General features: G+C 70.1%; 14 protein-coding genes and 1 tRNA gene. 2 read left to right on the forward strand and 13 right to left on the reverse strand.

From position 1 onward, the window contains the following. Positions 1-53: 53 nt before the first annotated feature. The 13 genes from E3U26_RS20620 to E3U26_RS20680 all read right to left on the reverse strand — a co-directional run bounded on the left by E3U26_RS20620 (position 54) and on the right by E3U26_RS20680 (position 15331). Entirely contained in the window at positions 54-203 is a 150-nt protein-coding gene (locus E3U26_RS20620) for a DNA gyrase inhibitor YacG (protein ID WP_036753846.1), read from the reverse strand. Continuing rightward, positions 200-1261 (reverse strand): ribonuclease E/G, encoded by a 1062-nt coding sequence (locus E3U26_RS20625; RefSeq protein WP_499107489.1) that lies wholly within the window; start codon positions 1259-1261, stop codon positions 200-202. The genes E3U26_RS20620 and E3U26_RS20625 overlap by 4 nt, the downstream gene beginning before the upstream one ends. Further along, positions 1258-1890: a Maf family protein gene (locus tag E3U26_RS20630; RefSeq protein WP_499107491.1), complete on the reverse strand. Its 633-nt coding sequence runs from the start codon at positions 1888-1890 to the stop codon at positions 1258-1260. The genes E3U26_RS20625 and E3U26_RS20630 overlap by 4 nt, the downstream gene beginning before the upstream one ends. Positions 1891-1916: 26 nt before the next feature. Continuing rightward, positions 1917-2135, reverse strand: coding sequence for a translation initiation factor IF-1 (gene infA, locus E3U26_RS20635; RefSeq protein ID WP_010397442.1), 219 nt, complete (start codon positions 2133-2135; stop codon positions 1917-1919). A 584-nt stretch (positions 2136-2719) separates the two neighbouring features. Next, positions 2720-3892: a FliM/FliN family flagellar motor C-terminal domain-containing protein gene (locus E3U26_RS20640; RefSeq protein ID WP_499107496.1), complete on the reverse strand. Its 1173-nt coding sequence runs from the start codon at positions 3890-3892 to the stop codon at positions 2720-2722. A gap of 59 nt (positions 3893-3951) precedes the next feature. Beyond that, positions 3952-6609: an ATP-binding protein gene (locus E3U26_RS20645; RefSeq protein WP_499107498.1), complete on the reverse strand. Its 2658-nt coding sequence runs from the start codon at positions 6607-6609 to the stop codon at positions 3952-3954. Beyond that, positions 6599-6841 (reverse strand): hypothetical protein, encoded by a 243-nt coding sequence (locus E3U26_RS20650; RefSeq protein WP_036753854.1) that lies wholly within the window; start codon positions 6839-6841, stop codon positions 6599-6601. Before E3U26_RS20650 ends, E3U26_RS20645 begins: the two co-directional genes overlap by 11 nt. An 8-nt stretch (positions 6842-6849) precedes the next feature. Then, the gene (locus tag E3U26_RS20655; protein ID WP_036753857.1) at positions 6850-7212 is read right to left on the reverse strand and encodes a response regulator transcription factor; all 363 of its coding nucleotides are present in this window, start codon (positions 7210-7212) and stop codon (positions 6850-6852) included. Between the two features lie 75 nt (positions 7213-7287). Continuing rightward, positions 7288-8574, reverse strand: a complete 1287-nt coding sequence (locus E3U26_RS20660) for a helix-turn-helix transcriptional regulator (RefSeq protein ID WP_499107500.1) — start codon at positions 8572-8574, stop codon at positions 7288-7290. Between the two features lie 6 nt (positions 8575-8580). After that, positions 8581-9255 (reverse strand): response regulator transcription factor, encoded by a 675-nt coding sequence (locus E3U26_RS20665; protein WP_036753863.1) that lies wholly within the window; start codon positions 9253-9255, stop codon positions 8581-8583. Further along, entirely contained in the window at positions 9252-10670 is a 1419-nt protein-coding gene (locus E3U26_RS20670; protein WP_499107502.1) for a LapD/MoxY N-terminal periplasmic domain-containing protein, read from the reverse strand. The genes E3U26_RS20665 and E3U26_RS20670 overlap by 4 nt, the downstream gene beginning before the upstream one ends. A 146-nt stretch (positions 10671-10816) precedes the next feature. Then, positions 10817-13939, reverse strand: coding sequence for an efflux RND transporter permease subunit (locus E3U26_RS20675; RefSeq protein WP_243784217.1), 3123 nt, complete (start codon positions 13937-13939; stop codon positions 10817-10819). Positions 13940-13975: 36 nt separating this feature from the next. After that, positions 13976-15331, reverse strand: a complete 1356-nt coding sequence (locus tag E3U26_RS20680; RefSeq protein WP_114535448.1) for an efflux RND transporter periplasmic adaptor subunit — start codon at positions 15329-15331, stop codon at positions 13976-13978. Between the two features lie 243 nt (positions 15332-15574). On the opposite strand from E3U26_RS20680, the gene E3U26_RS20685 reads away from it, so the two are divergent. Beyond that, positions 15575-15648: transfer RNA gene (locus E3U26_RS20685), tRNA-Gly, on the forward strand. Positions 15649-15737: 89 nt separating this feature from the next. Next, the gene (locus tag E3U26_RS20690; RefSeq protein WP_499107504.1) at positions 15738-17414 is read left to right on the forward strand and encodes a tyrosine-type recombinase/integrase; all 1677 of its coding nucleotides are present in this window, start codon (positions 15738-15740) and stop codon (positions 17412-17414) included. Positions 17415-17450 lie beyond the last annotated feature (36 nt).

The following is a 17450-nucleotide window of genomic DNA, read 5'->3' on the forward strand; positions in this document are numbered from 1 at the left end:
GGCGCGTTGTTATGGCAGGGCCGCTCCGCTGTCCAGAGCCAAAAACAAAATTTTCACTCTTCCCTGTCATTATCCGGCACCCGCTCGCCGGGAATGCGGTAGTCGCCGCGCAGCCAATGCGCCAGGTCCACATCCGCGCAACGGCGCGAGCAGAAGGGGCGATAACGCTCGGCGGCGGGCTTGCCGCAGATCGGGCATTTCATGCCATGTCCTCCGGCCGGGCAAGGCGCGCCAGCGGCACGCGGTCGCGCTTGCGGCTGATCTCGTAAAGCCCCATCGCGGTCCAGCCGATCAGCACCGTCTCGGCCGGGTCGGGGCGGAAGGCGGCGCGCAGCACCTGGTCCAGCGTGCCGCGATCGCGCTTGGGCATGGGCGCGAAATCCACGACGATCTGGCCGCCAAGACCGCGCAGCCGCAATTGCCGCGACAGGTCGCGCGCCAGGGCAATATTCGCCTTGAGCCCCGCCGCCGGCGAATGGTCGCTGCCGGTGTTGACGTCGATGGCGACCAGCGCGCGCAGCGCCTCGATCTCGGCCCAGGCGCCGCCGCCCAGGTCCAGCCGCGGGTGCAGCAGTTGGAGCGCCGCCGCCTCGGCCCCGGTCGCCTCGAAGGCATCGGGCCCGTCCTCGACGGCGTCGGGCGCCGGGTCGGCCCAATCCTGCCAGGCCTGTTGGGCGGGCTCGGGCGCGTCGAGCAGCAGCTCGGGTGCCCCTTCGCAATCGGCCGTGACGGCTTGCGCCAGCTCAAGCAGTTGCCCAAGCTCGGCCGCGATCTCGTCCTCCTGGGCCGTGGCCGCGACGGAGCGAAAGACGATGCCGGGCGCATCCTCATGGCCGTCCAGGGCGGACGAGCCAAGGCGCACCAGCCCCTCGCGCAGCGCGGCGTCGCGAATCCGGCGCGAGACGTTCACGCCCGGCGCGCCGGGCGTCACGATGACGTGCCGGCCGCGGAAATTCAGCCGGGCCGAGACCGGGACCGCCTTGCCGTCCTCGGCGCAGCCGCTGACCTGGACCAGCAGCGACTGGCCCTCGCGCAGCCCCGAGCGGTCGCGCAGGAAGCCGCGGGCGCCGTTCGGCAGGCGCAGGAAGACGCCGCCCTGGCCCTTGACCAGCCGGTCCACCCTGGCGCGGCAGATCGCGCCGGGGGCAAGCGGGGTCGCGCCCGCCGGATCGACGATCAGATCCTCCAGCCGGCCGTCCTGCATCAGCGCCGCCGCATCGCGGCCGAAGATCCGTCCCAGGACGATCTGGCGTCCCTTCATGTCGTTTTTCCTTGGATTCCGATGGCGGCCAGAAGGGCCGCGGTTTCGGCCAGCGGCAGCCCGACGACGCCGCTGTAGGAGCCCTGCATCCAGATGGCAAAGGCCGAGGCATGGCCCTGGATGGCATAGGCGCCGGCCTTGCCCTGCCATTCGCCGGTGGCGAGATAGGCTTCGATCTGCGTGGCGGTAAGGGGGCGGAAGCGGATCGCGGTGTCCACCAGCCGTTCGCGCAGCCGGCCGCCATGGGTCAGCGCGACCGAGGTCAGCACCCGGTGCCGGCGACCCGAGAGCAGCTGCAGGAAGCGCCGCGCCTCGGCGGCATCGGCGGGCTTGCCCAGGATCCGGCGCCCCGCCACGACGGCGGTGTCGGCGCAAAGGACGGCGTCCTCGGCCAGGCCGGCAAGCGCCGCGGCCTTTTCGCGCGCCATGCGCCGGACATAGTCGCGCGGGTTTTCGCCGCGATGCGGGGATTCGTCGATTTCCGCCGGCAGGATCCTGTCCGGCACAATGCCGATCTGGGCCAGCAGTTCCAGCCGGCGCGGACTGGCCGAGCCGAGGATCAGCGCCGGCGCGGCGGCGCTTTGCGGCGGGGACTGGGCAGCGCCCCGCAGGTCTTGCGGCGCCGTCATCCTAGGCTCCCGGACGGTCGGCGGGCTTACTTGAAGCGGTAATTGATCCGCCCCTTGGTCAGGTCGTAGGTGTTCATTTCCACCTGGACCTTGTCGCCGGCGAGGACGCGGATGCGGTTCTTGCGCATCTTTCCTGCCATATGCGCGATGATCTCATGGCCGTTCTCTAGCTCGACCCGGAATGTCGCGTTGGGCAGGAGTTCCTTCACGACACCGGGAAATTCGAGCATTTCTTCCTTGGCCATGTTCTCTCCTGTAGGATGACCCGCGCCTTGGGCGGGCGCAAGCTACATGCGTCCAGACGGGCGGTTTTTCAAGGGGAATCTGGACCTGGGCGGGCTTTCCTGGGCCGGATGGCCTGTCAGCGCGGCTATTTCGCGGAAAAGTTGCGTGATTGCGGCTATAGGGGCGAGGCTGCGTCGGATGGGTCGACCGGCCTTGATCATGGCCGACATCGGCTTGGCGGTGCGAAGGGGGATCGGGTGGCCGGGATTCACGAGCAGTAGTCGGGCGGAGCTGCGCGCCAGGATTATCCCCCTGACCAACGGCGGCTGCGGCTCGGCAGCGCGGAATGCGCCGGGCGGCCAAGATCCGCGAGCGGCCATGGGGCAGGGCTGTGCGACGACAGGTCATCCAGGCTTGACCATGGTGGGCAGCGGCTGGGCGGTGCGGGGGTTATCATGTGGTCAAGATCCGCGAGTGGCAATCGGCCGGGGTCGTGCGCCAGGATCATCTCCCTGACCAATGGCGGTTCTGGCTCGGGGGTGTGGAATGCGCCGGATGGCCAAGATCCCTGAACGGCAATTGAGCAGGGTTATGTGTCGGTGGTTCATCCGGTGCTGACCATGGGCGGCAGCGGCTCGGCGGGGCGGAAGGCATCGGGGTGGTCGAGATCCGCGAGCGGCAATTCGGCCTGGTCGGCGGGCGTCATCCCCTCGGGCGGCGGTCCGAAGCCTTCCGCCCGCCAGCCGTCCTGCGCGGGCGAAGGGGTGGCGGGCGCCGCGTCCTGGCTGATGTCGCGCAGGCGGATGGCGTGGAACCCGTCCTTTTCGCCCAGCCGTCCGCGGGCCAGCAGCTGGCCGCGCGCGGTTTCCACCCTGGCTTCGTCCAGCACGTTCTGCGGCAGGGGCAACAGCGATCCGGGTGTCAGGCCGCGCAGTTGGTGCAGGCTCAGACTGCGGCGGCAGAGAATGCCGGCCAGCCGCACCGGCGCCTGCTGCACCGGCCCGGCCAGCGTTGCCGGCACGGGCGGGGCCCCGGCCGGGGCGGGCAGTTGCGCCCGGTTCCCGGCGCCGGGCGAAGGCGGATCGGCCAGCGTCCCCGGCTCGACCGGCAGGGCGATCATCAGCCGGCCGTCGCGCTGCCCGCCGCTGCCCAGGCGGAAGCGGAAGTCCAGCCGCGCCATCTCGCCCTCTTCCAGCATCAGCAACAGCGGGCGGGGATCGTCCAGATAGGTCGCATAGCGGAAGGCGCCGAAATCCGGGCAGCCCGGCTGCGCCGCGCATTCCCGGCCCAGTTCGGCCAGAAGCGCATTCACGAAATCCGCCGAGATCGCGGCATCCGTTCGCGTCGGCTTGCGCGGCGGCGCGGGGCGCGAGGTCACGCGGCCGATCGCCTGCATCTCGATCAGCGCGGCCAGCAGGTCGGGGCAGACTGCGACCACGCCAAGCGCGTCGCGCCGCCCCCCGATCACGGCCAGCAAGGCGCGCTCGGGCAGGAGTTCGGGCAGTTCGGCCGGCACCATGCCCGAGCGTTCCACCTTTTCGACAAAGACCGGCAGGCGCAGCTGCTTCTCGGCCGCGCGGGCCAGGGCGGTGGCGGCGGCACGCTCCAGCCGGAATTCGGCGACCTGCCGGGCCGAGGGGCCGGCCGCCGCGCGGGCCCGGTCGCGTTCGGCGATCAGGCGGCGCAGCACCTGGCCGGGGGCCGGGGCGGCGGACCCGTCCCGATCCGCCCCGGCCTGTCCGGGGTCGTCCGACTGTTGCCTTGCTACGCTTTCCATTGCGGCCCGAATCGATGCTGCCTTTGGCGCAAGATGGCACGGACTGGTTGCCGAAAGGTTTAACCCGTCGCATTTTCGCCATTTTCCGCCCGGCGCGGCGGGCGGGGCGGCAGCGCGATGCGAAAGCAGGCGCCGCCCTGGCCCGGCAGATAGCTGATCGAGCCGCCAAGGAACCCCATGATTTCCTTGCAGATCGCCAGCCCCAGCCCGGCGCCGCCTGCGCGCGAGGGATCGTCCAGCCGGGCGAATTTCTCGAAGATCAGCGCGCGGTTCTCGGGGCCGATGCCCGAGCCGTTGTCGTGGATGTCGATCTCGGTCCCGCCCTGGGGGCTGCGGCGGGTGTCGATGCGGATCGCCGGATCGCCGGCGTCGCAATATTTCCGCGCGTTCGAGATCACGTTGATCAGCACCTGCAACAGCCGGTCGGGGTCGGTGATGACCGGCAGATGCTCGGCCAGGGGGTTGCGGCGGATGGCGAAGTCGCGCCCCGCGGCGCTTGCCCCGCCCGCGGCCAGCGCGCGCTCGATCAGGTCGTGCAGGTTGACGACGCCGGGCTTCAGCTGCGCCCGGCCCGATTCCAGCACCGAGATGTCCAGCAGGTCGTCCAGCAGCCGGGTCATGCGGGCGGCCTCGTCCTGGATGATCCCGGCAAAGCGGCTGCGGTCGGCGGCGGGCAGGTCCGGCTCCATCAGGATCTCGGAAAAGGCGCGGATCGAGGTCATGGGCGTGCGCAATTCATGGCTGATCTGGCCCAGGAAGGCGTCCTTCTGCGCCGAAAGCACGGTCAGTTTCTCGTTGCTTTCCCGCAGCATGGCGGCAGTCCTGGCCAGTTCGGCCGAGGTCAGCTCCAGCCGGCGGTTGTCCTCGCGCGCGCGGCTGGCCTCGCCCGCGACCTCCATCAGCTCGGCCACGGTGACGGAGCCGCGCCCGCCGACCCGCGCCATCAGCGCCGAGGCGGTGGCCGCGCCCACCGTCCCGGCCAGATGGCGTTCGAAATCCGCCAGGAAGCGCGGGGTCAGGTCGGGAAGATAGCCGGATTTTCCCTGGCCCTCGGCGGCCTTGCGGAACACCTCGAGCGCGTGGTCGTTGCCCCAGATCCGCCCGGCCAGCGTCAGCAGCGCCTCGGCCTGCACCGCGGGGGCGGTTTCGCTGGCGGCGGCATCGGGGGCGATGGCATGGACGAAGGACAGCGCCTGCAGCCGCTCGGTCGGGTCGGGGAAATCCACCAGCGAGATCAGCACCAGAAGCAGCAGGTTCACCGCCAGCGCCAGCAGCACCGCGCCGGCGAAGGCGTCGATCCCTGCCGGAAAGGCCGGCGGCGCAGCGAGGCCCAGCGAGGGCAGGAAGATCGCCCCGCCCCAGATCAGCGCGCCGGCGACGATGCCGGCGATGGCCCCGCGCCGGGTCGCGCCGCGCCAGACCAGCCCGGCGACCATGGCCGGCAGCACCTGCGCCATGCCGGAAAAGGCGACCGTGCCCATGGCGGCCAGCGCCGTGGTGCCGCCGGTGGTGCGGTGGTAAAGCCAGCCCGCGCCGATCACCGCGACGATGGCCAGCCGCCGCGCATTCAGCATCAGCGTGCCCAGATCCTCGCGCGCCTGCGCCGGTTCGGACAGCGCGGTCTGGCGCAGCCAGAGCCACAAGGGCACCAGCCAATGGTTCGCCATCATCGTCGACAGCGCGATGGCGCTGACCACCACCATCGACATGGCCGAGGAAAAGCCGCCCAGGAACACCAGCGCCGCCAGCGTGTCGCGGCCCTGCGACAAGGGCAGCGCCAGGACGTAGAGGTCGGGGTTCGAGCCCCTGGGCAGCAGGTCCATGCCGACCACGGCGATGGGCAGGACCAGGAAGGACATGGCGGCCAGATAGGCGGGAAAGGCCCAGCCTGCCTGGCGCAGGCGGTTCTCGTCGCTGGCCTCGACCACCAGGACGTGGAACATGCGCGGCAGCACCATGACCGCGGCGCCCGACAGCGCGATCAGCGTGAACCAGCGCTCGGGCCGGATCTGCCAGCCCTCGCCCCCGGCCGAGACGGCCATGCGGTCGATGCGCGCCAGCACGTCGGCCGGCCCGTCGGCGATGCCCCACAGCACGAAGGCGCCGACGGCGAGAAAGGCGGCGAGCTTGACCACCGCCTCGACCGCGATGGCGATGACGACGCCGTGGTGGCGCTCGTTCGCGGCCAGGTTGCGGGTGCCGAACAGGATGGCAAAGGCGGCCAGCCCGACCGCCACCCACAGCGCGATATTGCCGGGCAGCGGATGGCCGCTGGTGGCGAAGGCCGACAGCGCCATCGAGACCGATTGCAATTGCAGCGCGATATAGGGGGTCGAGGCCAGCACGCCGATCAGCGTCACCAGCGCGGCCAGGGCGGCGGATTTGCCGAATCGGCTGGAGATCAGGTCGGCGATCGAGGTCACGCGATGCAGCCGCGCCACCCGCACCAGCCGCCTGAGCCCCCACCAGGCGCCGGCAAAGACGATGCCGGGGCCAAGATAGATGGTCAGGAACTCCAGCCCCGAGCGGGTGGCGTAGCCGACGGCGCCGTAGAAGGTCCAGGCCGAGCAATAGACCGACAGCGACAGGGTATAGATCACCGGCCGGTCCATCCAGCGCCAGCGGCCGGCCGCGGCGGCGCGGTCGGCGGCATGGGCCAGCAGGAACATCAGCGCGACATAGACCACCGAGGCGGCGCCCAGGGTTTCAGGCGTCATCCTCGTCCTCCGGCTTTGCGCGGCCGATGGCGCGATGCAGGACGGCGGTGGCGGCGATGGTCAGCGCCCAGCTTGCTGCCAGCCAGACCGCGCCGCGCGCATAGCTGAAATATTGCGGCAGCCAGACCGGCGGCAGCACCGCCAGCACCGCAAACAGCACCGGCAGGACGCGGATCGCGTCGCCCAGCCGGCGCTGGCGATAGGCGTCGCGGCCAAGGAACAGGCGGCGCATGCGCGACCTCAGCCCGCGTCCAGAAGCTCGCGCACCATGGCGCGCAGGTCGGCATTGGCAAAGGGCTTGGCCAGCGTCCGGTCGGCGCCCTGCGGCAGGTTGGCCATGCCGCGGGCGCTGAGCAGCAGCACCGGCAGCGCCTGCAGATCGGGATCGGCGCGCAGGTCGGCCAGCACCTCGGCGCCGCTGCGGCCGGGCAGCATCACGTCGAGGATGACCAGCCGCGGCGCCAGCGCGCGGATGCGCTGAAGCGCGTCGCTGCCCTCGGGCCATTGCTCGCATTGCCAGCCCTCGCGCGACAGGATGAAGCGCACCGCCTCGGCGATGCTCGGCTCGTCCTCGATCAGCAGCACATCGACACCTGTGGTCACGGGCGGCCCTCCTGGGGTTTTGCGGCGATCATGCGGGCGGGCGGGGGCGTTGTCAAAATCACGGGGCGCCCCAGATCACACGGGGCCCAGGATCGAGGGCTCGTGCCGCGCGGTGCAGGCGGGGCGCGGGCAGATGCGGCAGGCCGGTCCCACCCCCAGCACCGGCCGGGCGTCGCGGCCGGCGGCGGGGTGGATCAGCATCTGCGCCCGGCTGAGCGCGGGGCCGTCGAAGCCCATGGGCAGCAGCCGCTCGGCCACGGCCCAGGCGGCGAAGCGGTTGCCGTTCGCGGTCTCGATCAGCCGCGCCACCGGCAGCTGCGGCTGGGCCAGCGCCTCGAACAGCGGCCAGAGCGCGCAGCCCTCGCCGGGGCGCGGCAGCTCGAAGCCGGGCGCGGCCAGGCGGAACAGCGTCGCGCCCGAGCCGTCGCAGACCACCAGCCCGGCCTGCGCCCAGGGGCCGGGGCGCAGCATGCCCAGCCGGCGCAGCACCAGGTCCAGCGGCCGTCCCAGCCGCGCGGCGATCAGCGCCGGGTCGTCGGCTGCCTCGCCCGCCCCGTCTACCGCCGCCGCCAGCGCCGCGTCGGGCAGGGCGGCGCGGTCGCGCGCCTGCGCCGCCAGCAGATCCTGCGCCATGGCCCGCGCCGCGTCCGAGGCGAGTTCCGCCGCCTCGGAGGGCTCGGGCTGGCCGGCGGCGATCCAGGCCTCGACCTCTTCCTGCGGCGACATCGGCACCGCCTCGTCCTCGAAACTGTCCAGATAGGCCACCAGCGACTGCGCCGTGCGCGACAGGCGCTGGCTGTCGCTGTCCAGGTTGGCATGGAAGCGGTCGCGCCATTCCGGCTCGATCTCGGGCGTTTCGGCCAGGATCGAGGCGGTCGAGCGCAATGCCGTCACGGCCGACTGCACCTCGTGCAGCGTGGCCAGCAGATAGGGGTCGCGGGTCATGCGGTCCGACAGCGCGACCAGCCGCCGCTCCAGCGCATCGGCGCGGCGCGCCGTCCCGGCCAGCGCCGAGGCCCAGCCGGGAAAGCGGGCGGCGAATTCGGCGATCTGGTCCAGCTCGACCGGGGCGCCGGGCTGGTCGGCGGCGCGGGCCGCCGCCTCGCGCAGGGCGCCGACCAGCGCCTCCTCGCGGTCCGAGGCCAGTTCGGTCGCGTCGATCTCCAGCGCCTGGGCCAGTCGCGACAGCAGCTCCTCGCCCACCGGGCGGCGGTTATGCTCGATCAGGTTCAGATAGGCGGCCGAGATCTCGGCCCGCCGCGCCACCTCGGTCTGGCGCCGGCCAAGCGACAGGCGGCGCTCGCGGATGCGGGTGCCGATCAGGGGGCGGGCGACGGGATGGCGGGGCAAGGAACGTGGCATGATGGCTCAGATCCCGTCGCGGGTCTCCTCCAGGTGGCGGATCGCCTTGACGACCAGGTCGGCAAAGCTTTGCGCCGACAGCTTGTCCTTGAGCGTCTGGCTGACGTTCGAGACGGTCTTGTAGCTGATGTTGGCCCGCTCGGCGATCTCGCGGTAGCTCAGCCCCTCGGCGATGGCGCGCAGGATGTCCAGCTCGCGCGGGGTCAGGCGCGGGCGGGGCGGGGTGGCGCCGGGCCGTTCCAGCAGGGCGATGCGGCGCGCCAGGTCGGCCGGGACGTAATCGCCGCCGCCCGCCACCGCGCGCAGCGCCTCGCAGATCTCGTCCGAGGGCGAATCCTTCATGATGATGCCGTTGCAGCCGGCCTGCAGCGCGCGCCGGGCGACCAGCGGGCTGCGATGCATGGTGAAGACCAGGATCGGCTGGGTTGCGCCCGCGGCGCGCAGCCGCTCGATCAGCCGGGCGCCGGCCAGCTTGGCCTCGCCCATGGTCAGGTCCACGACGATCACGTCCGGCGCCTGCCGACGCCAGGCCCGCCAGCCCTGCGAGGGGGTGGCGGCGGCGATCACCTGGCAATCCAGGCGGCCGCGGGTGATCCATTCCCAGCCCTCGGCCACGACCGGGTGGTCGTCCACGATCAGCACGCGCAGGGGCTTGGGCGGGGCAAGGGCGGTTGCGTTCATCGGGCTGGTCCTTGGTCGGTCGGGCAGGGCAGGTGGCATTCGGTCAGGGTCCAGCCGCCCTCGCGCCGGGGCGGCCGGTAGCGCCCGCCAAGCGCGCCGGCGCGGTCGCGCATCCCGGTCTGGCCCAGCCCTGCCTGGCCCAGCCGGGCGCGGTCCTGCGCCGGCGGGCCGCCGCCGTCGTCGGCGACCTGGGCGGTGATCCCCTGGCCCTCGCGCGCCAGCCGGACCCGCACCCTGGCCGGCGCGGCATGGCGCAGCGCGTTCAGCACGCTTTCGCGCACGAAGCGGTAAAGCGCGATCCGCCCGGCCTCGCCCGGTTCGGGCAGGTCCGGCGGGCAGTCGAGCGTGATGGCGGTATCGGGCGCGATCTCGGAAAATTCGATCAGCAGCTCTTGCAGCATCTCGGCCAGGCTCGCGCCCTCGGCCGGGGCCAGGCGCAGGTCGTCGATGGCGGCGCGGGCACTTTGCCGGATCGCCTGGGCGTGGCGCGAGACGGCGGCCAGCGCCTCGGCCAGCGCCGGGTCGCGGGCGGTTTCGGCGGCGCGGCCGGCCTGGCCCACGGCCGCCTGCAGCGCGAAGAGCTGCGGGCCGATGCCGTCGTGCAGGTCGCTGGCGATGCGGGCGCGCTCGGCCTCGGCCAGGGTCAGCATCCGGCCTTGCAGGCGGCGGTTCTCGGCCCGCTCGGCGGCCAGGTGGGCGGCCAGCGCGTTGACCCCCTCGGTCAGCGTCGCCAGTTCCGCCAGCCCGGTCTGCGGCGCGGGATGGTCCAGGTCGCCCGCCCGCATCCGGTCGAGCGCCGCACCCAGCAGCCCCAGCCGCCGCAGCACCAGCCCGGTGATCGCCATGGTCACGCCGATCGCCGCCAGCGCCATGGCGGCCAGCAGCGGCAGGATCAGCCGGAAATCGGCCCAGGCCTCGGCGATCTCGTCGCGGGGATCGCTGCGGATCTCCAGCACGCCGAGCACATTGGGATATTGCGCGATGGCGATCAGCTCGCGCTGCGGCTCGGGGCGGATCAGCGCGGCGAACCATTCCGGCACCCGCTCGGGCGGCAGGCGCGGCGGCAAGGCCAGCGCGACCGGCTGGCCGGACGCATCGCGCAGCTCGGCCGACAGGTGGCGCTGCGCCTCGATCTCGGCGGCGATGCGGGCAGCCTGCTCCATCATGTCGCGCCGCTCGAACGAGGTGGGCAGGTGCAGCGTGGCAAAGGCATTGGCGAGGCGAAAGGCCGAGCCGGTCTCGTCGCTGACCGAGCCGCGGGCATTGAGGATCAGCACCGAGGCGACGATGGCGCACATCGCGAGCCAAGCCAAGGCCGAGCCGCCAAGCGCCAGAAGCCGCAACGCCACGCCATGCGGCCGCCCGCGCCGGGCAGGCGCGTCATCGGCAGCCGCGATGTGGCTGGTTGCGTCCATCTTTCTCCCTGCCGCCGGCGGCGGCTCCTCGGGGAAAGACTAGGATGCGGATCGGGGCGGGGCAAGCGGGCTGCGGGGGCAAAGCGAAAGGGCCGGGGCGCACGCGTGCTGGCCCCGGCCCCCCTGGCGTTTCCCGCGGCCCCGGCTCAGGCGCGCGAGCCGGCGGGCTCGGTCGGTTCGGGGCGGCCGAGCGCGCGGCGCACCAGCACGAAGAACAGCGGCACGAACAGCACCCCCAGCACCGTGGCCGAGACGGTGCCGCCCAGCACCGTGGCGCCGATGGTGTTGCGGCCGTTCGCGCCGGCGCCGGCGGAGAGCACCAGCGGCAGCACGCCCAGCGAGAAGGCGACCGAGGTCATGATGATCGGCCGGAAGCGCTGGCGCGCCGCCTCGACCACTGCCTCATAGAGCGGCTTGCCCTGCTCGGCCTGCTCGCGGGCGAACTCGACGATCAGGATGGCGTTCTTGCCGGTCAGGCCGATCACCGTCAGCAGGCCGACCTGGAAGAACACGCCGTTGTCGAAGCCGCCCAGCCAGGCCCCGACCAGCGCGCCCAACACGCCGATGGGCATGGCCAGCATCACCGCGAAGGGGATCGACCAGCTTTCGTAAAGCGCGGCCAGGCACAGGAACACCACCGCCAGCGACAGGCCGTAAAGCAGCATGGTCTGGTTGCCGGCCTGCTGCTCTTCCAGCGAAAGCCCGGTCCAGGCCACGTCGAATCCGGCCGGAAGCTGCCCGGCCAGTTCCTCGATCGCGGCCATGGCCTGGCCGCTGGATACGCCCGGCGCCGGGCTGCCCTGGATCTGCATGGACGGCACGCCGTTATAGCGGTCCAGGCCCTGCGGCCCATAGCTCCAGCGCCCCTCGGCGAAGTTGGAAAACGGCACCAGCCCGCCCGAGTTGTTCCTGACCCGCCACTTGTCGATGTCGGTCGGCAGCGCGCGCGATTCGGATTCGCCCTGCACATAGACCCGCTTGATGCGGCCGCGGTCGATGAAGTCGTTCACATAGCGCCCCGCCCAGGCCACCGAGAGCAGGCTGCCCACGTCGGTCGCCGTGACCCCCATGGCGCCCGCCTTGCGCCAGTCGATGTCGAGGTTGTATTGCGCCGCGTCCTCCAGCCCGTTCGGCCGGGCCGAGGCGATGCGCCCGTCCTGGGCCGACATGCCCAGCAGCTGGTTGCGCGCGTCCAGCAATTGCTCATGCGCCTGTCCGGCGCGGGCCTGCAGGTAGAAGTCGAAGCCCGAGACGTTGCCAAGCTCGATCACCGAGGGCGGCACGATGGGAAAGACCATGGCGTCGCGGATGCCCATCAGCGCCGGGAAGGCGCGCCCGGCGATGGCCTGCACCGATTGCCCGGCGCCCGGCCGCTCGTCCCAGTCCTTCAGCCGCAGGAAGGCGATGCCCATGTTCTGCCCCGAGCCGGCGAAGCTGAAGCCCGAGACGCCGAAGAAGGATTCGACATTGTCGGATTCGTTTTCCGCGAAATAGCGCTGGATCTGGTCGATCACCGCATCGGTGCGCTCGGAGGTGGCGCCGGTCGGGCCCTGGACCAGGACGAACATGATGCCCTGGTCCTCGTCGGGCAGAAAGCCGGTGGGGGTGCGCAGGAACAGGAACACCATGGCCGCGCCGATGCACAGATAGATCAGCATCATCCGCAGCGGCCGGCGGACCAGCCAGTTCACCGAATTGCCATAGCCCTGCATGGTGCGGTCGAAGCCGCGGTTGAACAGGCCGAAGAAGCCGCGGGTCTTGTGGCCGTGTTCATTGCGCAGCAGCGTGGCGCAAAGCGCCGGGGTCAGCGTCAGTGCCACCAGCACCGACAGGCCCATGGCCGAGGCGATGGTGATGGCGAACTGCTTGTAGATCACCCCGGTCGAGCCGCCGAAGAAGGCCATGGGCACGAAGACCGCCGACAGAACCAGCGCGATGCCGATCAGCGCCCCGGTGATCTGGCCCATGGACTTGCGGGTGGCCTCGCGCGGCTCGAGCCCTTCCTCCTCCATGATGCGCTCGACGTTCTCGACCACGACGATGGCGTCGTCCACCAGAAGGCCGATGGCCAGCACCATGGCCAGCATGGTCAGCGTGTTGATGGTAAAGCCAAGCGCCGCCAGCACGCCGAAGGTGCCCAAGAGCACCACCGGCACCGCCAGCGTCGGGATCAGCGTCGCGCGCCAGTTCTGCAGGAACAGCAGCATGACGAAGAACACCAGCACGATGGCCTCGACCAGCGTCTTGACCACCTCTTCGATCGAGATCAGCACGAAGGGCGTGGTGTCGAAGGGGATCACGTAATCCATGCCCTCGGGGAAGAAGCGGGCGAATTCCTCCATCCGCGCCTTGACCCGCTCGGCCGTGTCCAGCGCGTTCGCGCCCGAGGCCAGGCTGATCGCCATGCCCGAGGCCGGCTGGCCGTTGTAGCGGGCATTGGTCATGTAGTCCTGGGCGCCGATCTCGACGCGGGCCACGTCCTTCAGCAGGATCAGGCCGCCGTCCTGTTCCGCGCGCAGCACGATCTGCTCGAAATCCCCGGGGGTGGAGAGCAGCGATTGCGCGGTGATGGTGGCGTTCAGCATCTGCCCCTGGGGCGCCGGCTGGCTGCCGAAGGAGCCGGCCGAGATCTGCGCGTTTTCCGACGAGACCGCCGCCACCACGTCCGAGGGCGTCAGCTCATAGGCGGCCAGCTTGGACGGATCCAACCAGATCCGCATGGCATATTGCGCGCCGAAGACCTGGACCGAGCCCACGCCCTCGACCCGGCTGAGGTCGTTGACCAGGTTCGAGATCAGGTAGTCGGCCAGGTCCACCTGTTCATAGCGGTCGTCCGACGAGGTCAGGCCGACGACCATCAGGAAGCCCGAGGCGGATTTCTCGACCGTGATGCCCTGGCGCTGCACCGGCTCGGGCAGGAGCGCGGTGGCCTGCGCCAGCTTGTTCTGCACCTGCACCTGGGCGATGTCGGGATCGGTGCCGGTCTCGAAGGTCAGCGTCGTCGTCGAGGTTCCGGCCGAGGTCGAGCTGGACGAGAAATAGCGCAGCCCGTCCAGCCCGGTCATCTGCTGCTCGATGATCTGGGTGACGGTATTGGCGACCGTATCGGCCGAAGCGCCGGGATAGGTGGCGCGGATCGTCACCGAGGGCGGCGCGATCTGCGGATATTGCGCCACCGGCAGCGAGACGATCGACAAGAGCCCCAGACCCATGATCAGGATCGAGATCACCCAGGCGAAGACCGGACGGTCGATGAAAAAGCGGGCCATGTGCGGTTCCTGTGCTGTTCCCTCGCGGCGTCCGGGTCAGTTCGCCGGCTGTCCGGCGCCGGTCTCGGTTGCGGTCTCTGCACCCGCGCCTTCGGCGGCGGGCTGGTCTGCGGGTTGCTCTGCGGATTCCTCTGCGGGCTGTTCCGCGTTCCCGGCTTCGGGCGCAGGCTGTTCGCCGGCGCTTGCCGGGGCATCGGCGCCCGTCCCGGCTTCGGGCGCAGCGCCCTCGGCGGCCCCGTCTTGCGCGGCTTCGGCTGCGGCGGCCTGGCGTTCCTCGGGGGTCACGGTCATGCCGGGGCCGATCTTCTGCAGGCCCTCGACCACGATGCGGTCGCCGTCATGCAGCCCCTCGCTGACGATCCAGCTGTTGCCCATGTCCTGCAGGATGGTCAGCTGGCGCTGCTCGACGGCGTTGTCGGCATTGACCACCAGCGCGATGGGCTGGCCGCGGCGGTCGCGGCTGACGCCTTCCTGCGGGGCAAGGATCACGTTCTGCGCCGTGGCCTGCTGCACGACTGCCTGGACATACATGCCGGGCAGCAGGGTGCGGTCGGGATTGGCGAAGGCCAGGCGCAGCGTCACCACGCCCGTCGTCTCGTTCACATAGGGCTCGGCGGCGGTCAGCCGGCCTTCCTGGTCGTATTCGGTGCCGTCGGCCAGGCGCAGCGTCACCTTGCGGTCCGACTGGCTCTCGGCGGATTGCGCCGCCATCTCGCGGCGGAAGCGGATCAGCTCGGCCGCCGATTGCGTCACGTCCACATGCACCGGGTCGAGCTTGCGGATCACGGCCAGCGGCGTCGGCTGGCTGGCCGTCACCAGCACGCCCTGGCTGGTCTGGGCCAGGCCGATCTCGCCGTCCAGCTCGGCGCGGATGGTGGTGCGCTCCAGCTCGATCCGGGCGGTCTGCAGTTGCGCCTCGGCGACCTTGACCGCGGCCTCGGCGGAATCGCGGGCGGCGATGGCATTGTCGGTCGTGCTTTCGCTGGCGACGCGGCGGTCGCGCAGGGCGCCCACGCGCTCGGCCTCGCGGCGCGCCGCCTCGGCCTGGGCGCGGGCCTGGGCCACGGCGGCTTCGGCCTGGGCGACGGCGGCCTGGTAGGTGGTGGCGTCGATGCGAAACAGCGGATCGCCGACCTTCACATGGCTGCCCTCGTCGAACAGCCGTTCGGTGACGATGCCGTTGACCTGCGGCCGCACCTCGGCCTCGGCCGAGGCGGTGACGCGGCCGGGCAGCGTGGTGGTCAGGGCCACGTCCTGGGCGTGAAGCGTCACCACGGTGACGGGCGGCGGCGGCATCTGCGAGGGATCCTGCGCCAGGGCGGCCATGGGGGCAAGCCCCGCCGCAAGCGGAAGGATCACGGAAATCGCCATGCGGCGCGATAGCGCGAACATCGTTTTGCTCCGGCTATTTGCTGACGGTTGCATAACGAACAGTTTCGCACGGGATGATCAATCCCAAAACCGTTTCGGACCGCGACGTTGCGCCACCGGCGAAACCCGGCCGCAGGCTTGGGGGGCAGGGGGCCTGCCCGCCGCCCGGCTGCGCTGCCGATGGAGTATGTGGGGAACGAAGAAGCGCCGGGCGCAGATTGGTCTTGCGGCGGCCAGCGCGAGACAGTAAGCAATCCGGGCCTCGCGGGTGTAGCTCAATGGTAGAGCCGCAGCTTCCCAAGCTGAAGACGAGGGTTCGATTCCCTTCACCCGCTCCACGGCTTCCCCAGCAATTGCTAGAAATCCGTTGTTTTGCTGGGGTTGGGACGTTCTACTGTCACAAATTCTGTTACAAAATGGGTCTGTGATGGCTGGCGCGCAACGATACCTTTTGAACCGTGACGGCAGATTCTTCGCTCGGCTGGTGGTGCCCAAAGAACTGCGCACCATCGTCGGCAAGACTGAACTGCGGGCACCCCTCGGGCCGGATCGCAGGGCCGCTATGAAGCTGCTGCCGACCGCTGTTGCGGCGATGCAGGCCGAGATTGCCAAGGCCAAGCGGCTGGCGCACCCTGACCGGATCGACCATAGAGACCCGATTACAACGCAAGACTTTGGGCGGGCGGTCTGGCAACGCTACACGGCTGCGCTGGCCGAGGATGATGCCGCCCGCGCCGCTTATCCGCTGCAAGAGGTAATCGACGCCGAGCGGGCAAAGCTGATGGCGCGTCTAAACAGCGGTGCGGTGCCGGCCGATCCGCTGGCCGTGCTTGATGCATCGCTTGACCTCATGCACCTGCGGGAAGCCGCCGCGCTGGCTCAGTCCGCGCGGCGGGCTAGGCTGGATGCCCTGCGCGCCGACCTGACCGGGAACCGGACGCATCTGGTTGAGCATGAAATAGATGCTTACCTTGACCAGCATAGCCTAACTGCCCGGCCCGGATCAGGTGAGCGCATCGCTCTGGCAAAGCAGATCATGCGGGCCGAGATAGAGGCGCTACAGCGCACCCTAGAGCGTGACCAAGGCGACTATGGCGGCAAGCCTGCCGACCCCATCGTGAAGCCGCCAGCGGGCGGCGCAGAGGCGCTAAAGCCCGTCAAAATCACTGCGCTCTGGTCTGATTACGTCAAGAGCCGCGTTTCCGCCGGCTTCATGAAGGATGGCGGTATCAGGCAACGCCCGGTGATTGAGAACCTGCGGAAGTTTCTCGGGCACAATGACGCGCGGCAGATCACCCGCCGCAATCTGCTGGACTGGCGCGACGAACTTATTAAGACGTTGAGCGCCAAGACAACAAACGATGTTTATCTTTCAACTGTTCGATCCATGCTGAAATGGGCGCATGACGAGGAACGGTTGCCCGAGAACGTCGCGGCGACCGTTCGTCAGCCGAAACCGAAAAAGCAACGTGCCCGCGATCCCGGCTATTCCGACAAGGAAGCGCTGGCGATCTTGAAGGCGTCCCGAGCCTATGAGGCAAAGCCCGATGCTTTCGGGGTGGTCCGCGAGAAAGAGCAATCCGTGGCGGCGAAAAGATGGGTTCCGCTCTTGTGCGCGTTCACGGGCGCGCGTGTTGGTGAGATGCTGCAACTTCGTAAGCAGGACGTTCTACAAGAGGATGGGCGCTGGTTTGTCAGGGTTTCCCCCGAGGCTGGCACGATGAAGGCCGGGCATTTCCGCGATGTTCCGCTGCACCGGCAGGTGATCGAGATGGGCTTTCTTGACTATGTGCGATCTGCCAAGGCTGGTCCGCTGTTTCATGGTTCCGCCGACCCGGCAAAGGCTGTTTCTGCGGCGCGGGCGCAGTCGAACAAAATCGCGGCTTGGTTGCATGAGGTGGAACTGGTCCCGGATGGGCTGCAACCCAGTCACGCATGGCGGCATCGTCTCAAAGGCCAAGCCCGCAACCTTGGGCTTGATATGCGGATAATCGACGCGATCCAAGGTCATGCCGGAAAGTCCGCAGCCGACGATTACGGCGATGTTTCCCTGATCGCCAAGGCCCGCGTGATCGACGCCTTGCCCAGCTACAAACTTGAATGAAATTCATAACAACATGAGCACTTGTAATAACTGATC

The organism is Paracoccus ferrooxidans, assembly GCF_029909815.1.
GTDB lineage: Bacteria > Pseudomonadota > Alphaproteobacteria > Rhodobacterales > Rhodobacteraceae > Paracoccus > Paracoccus versutus.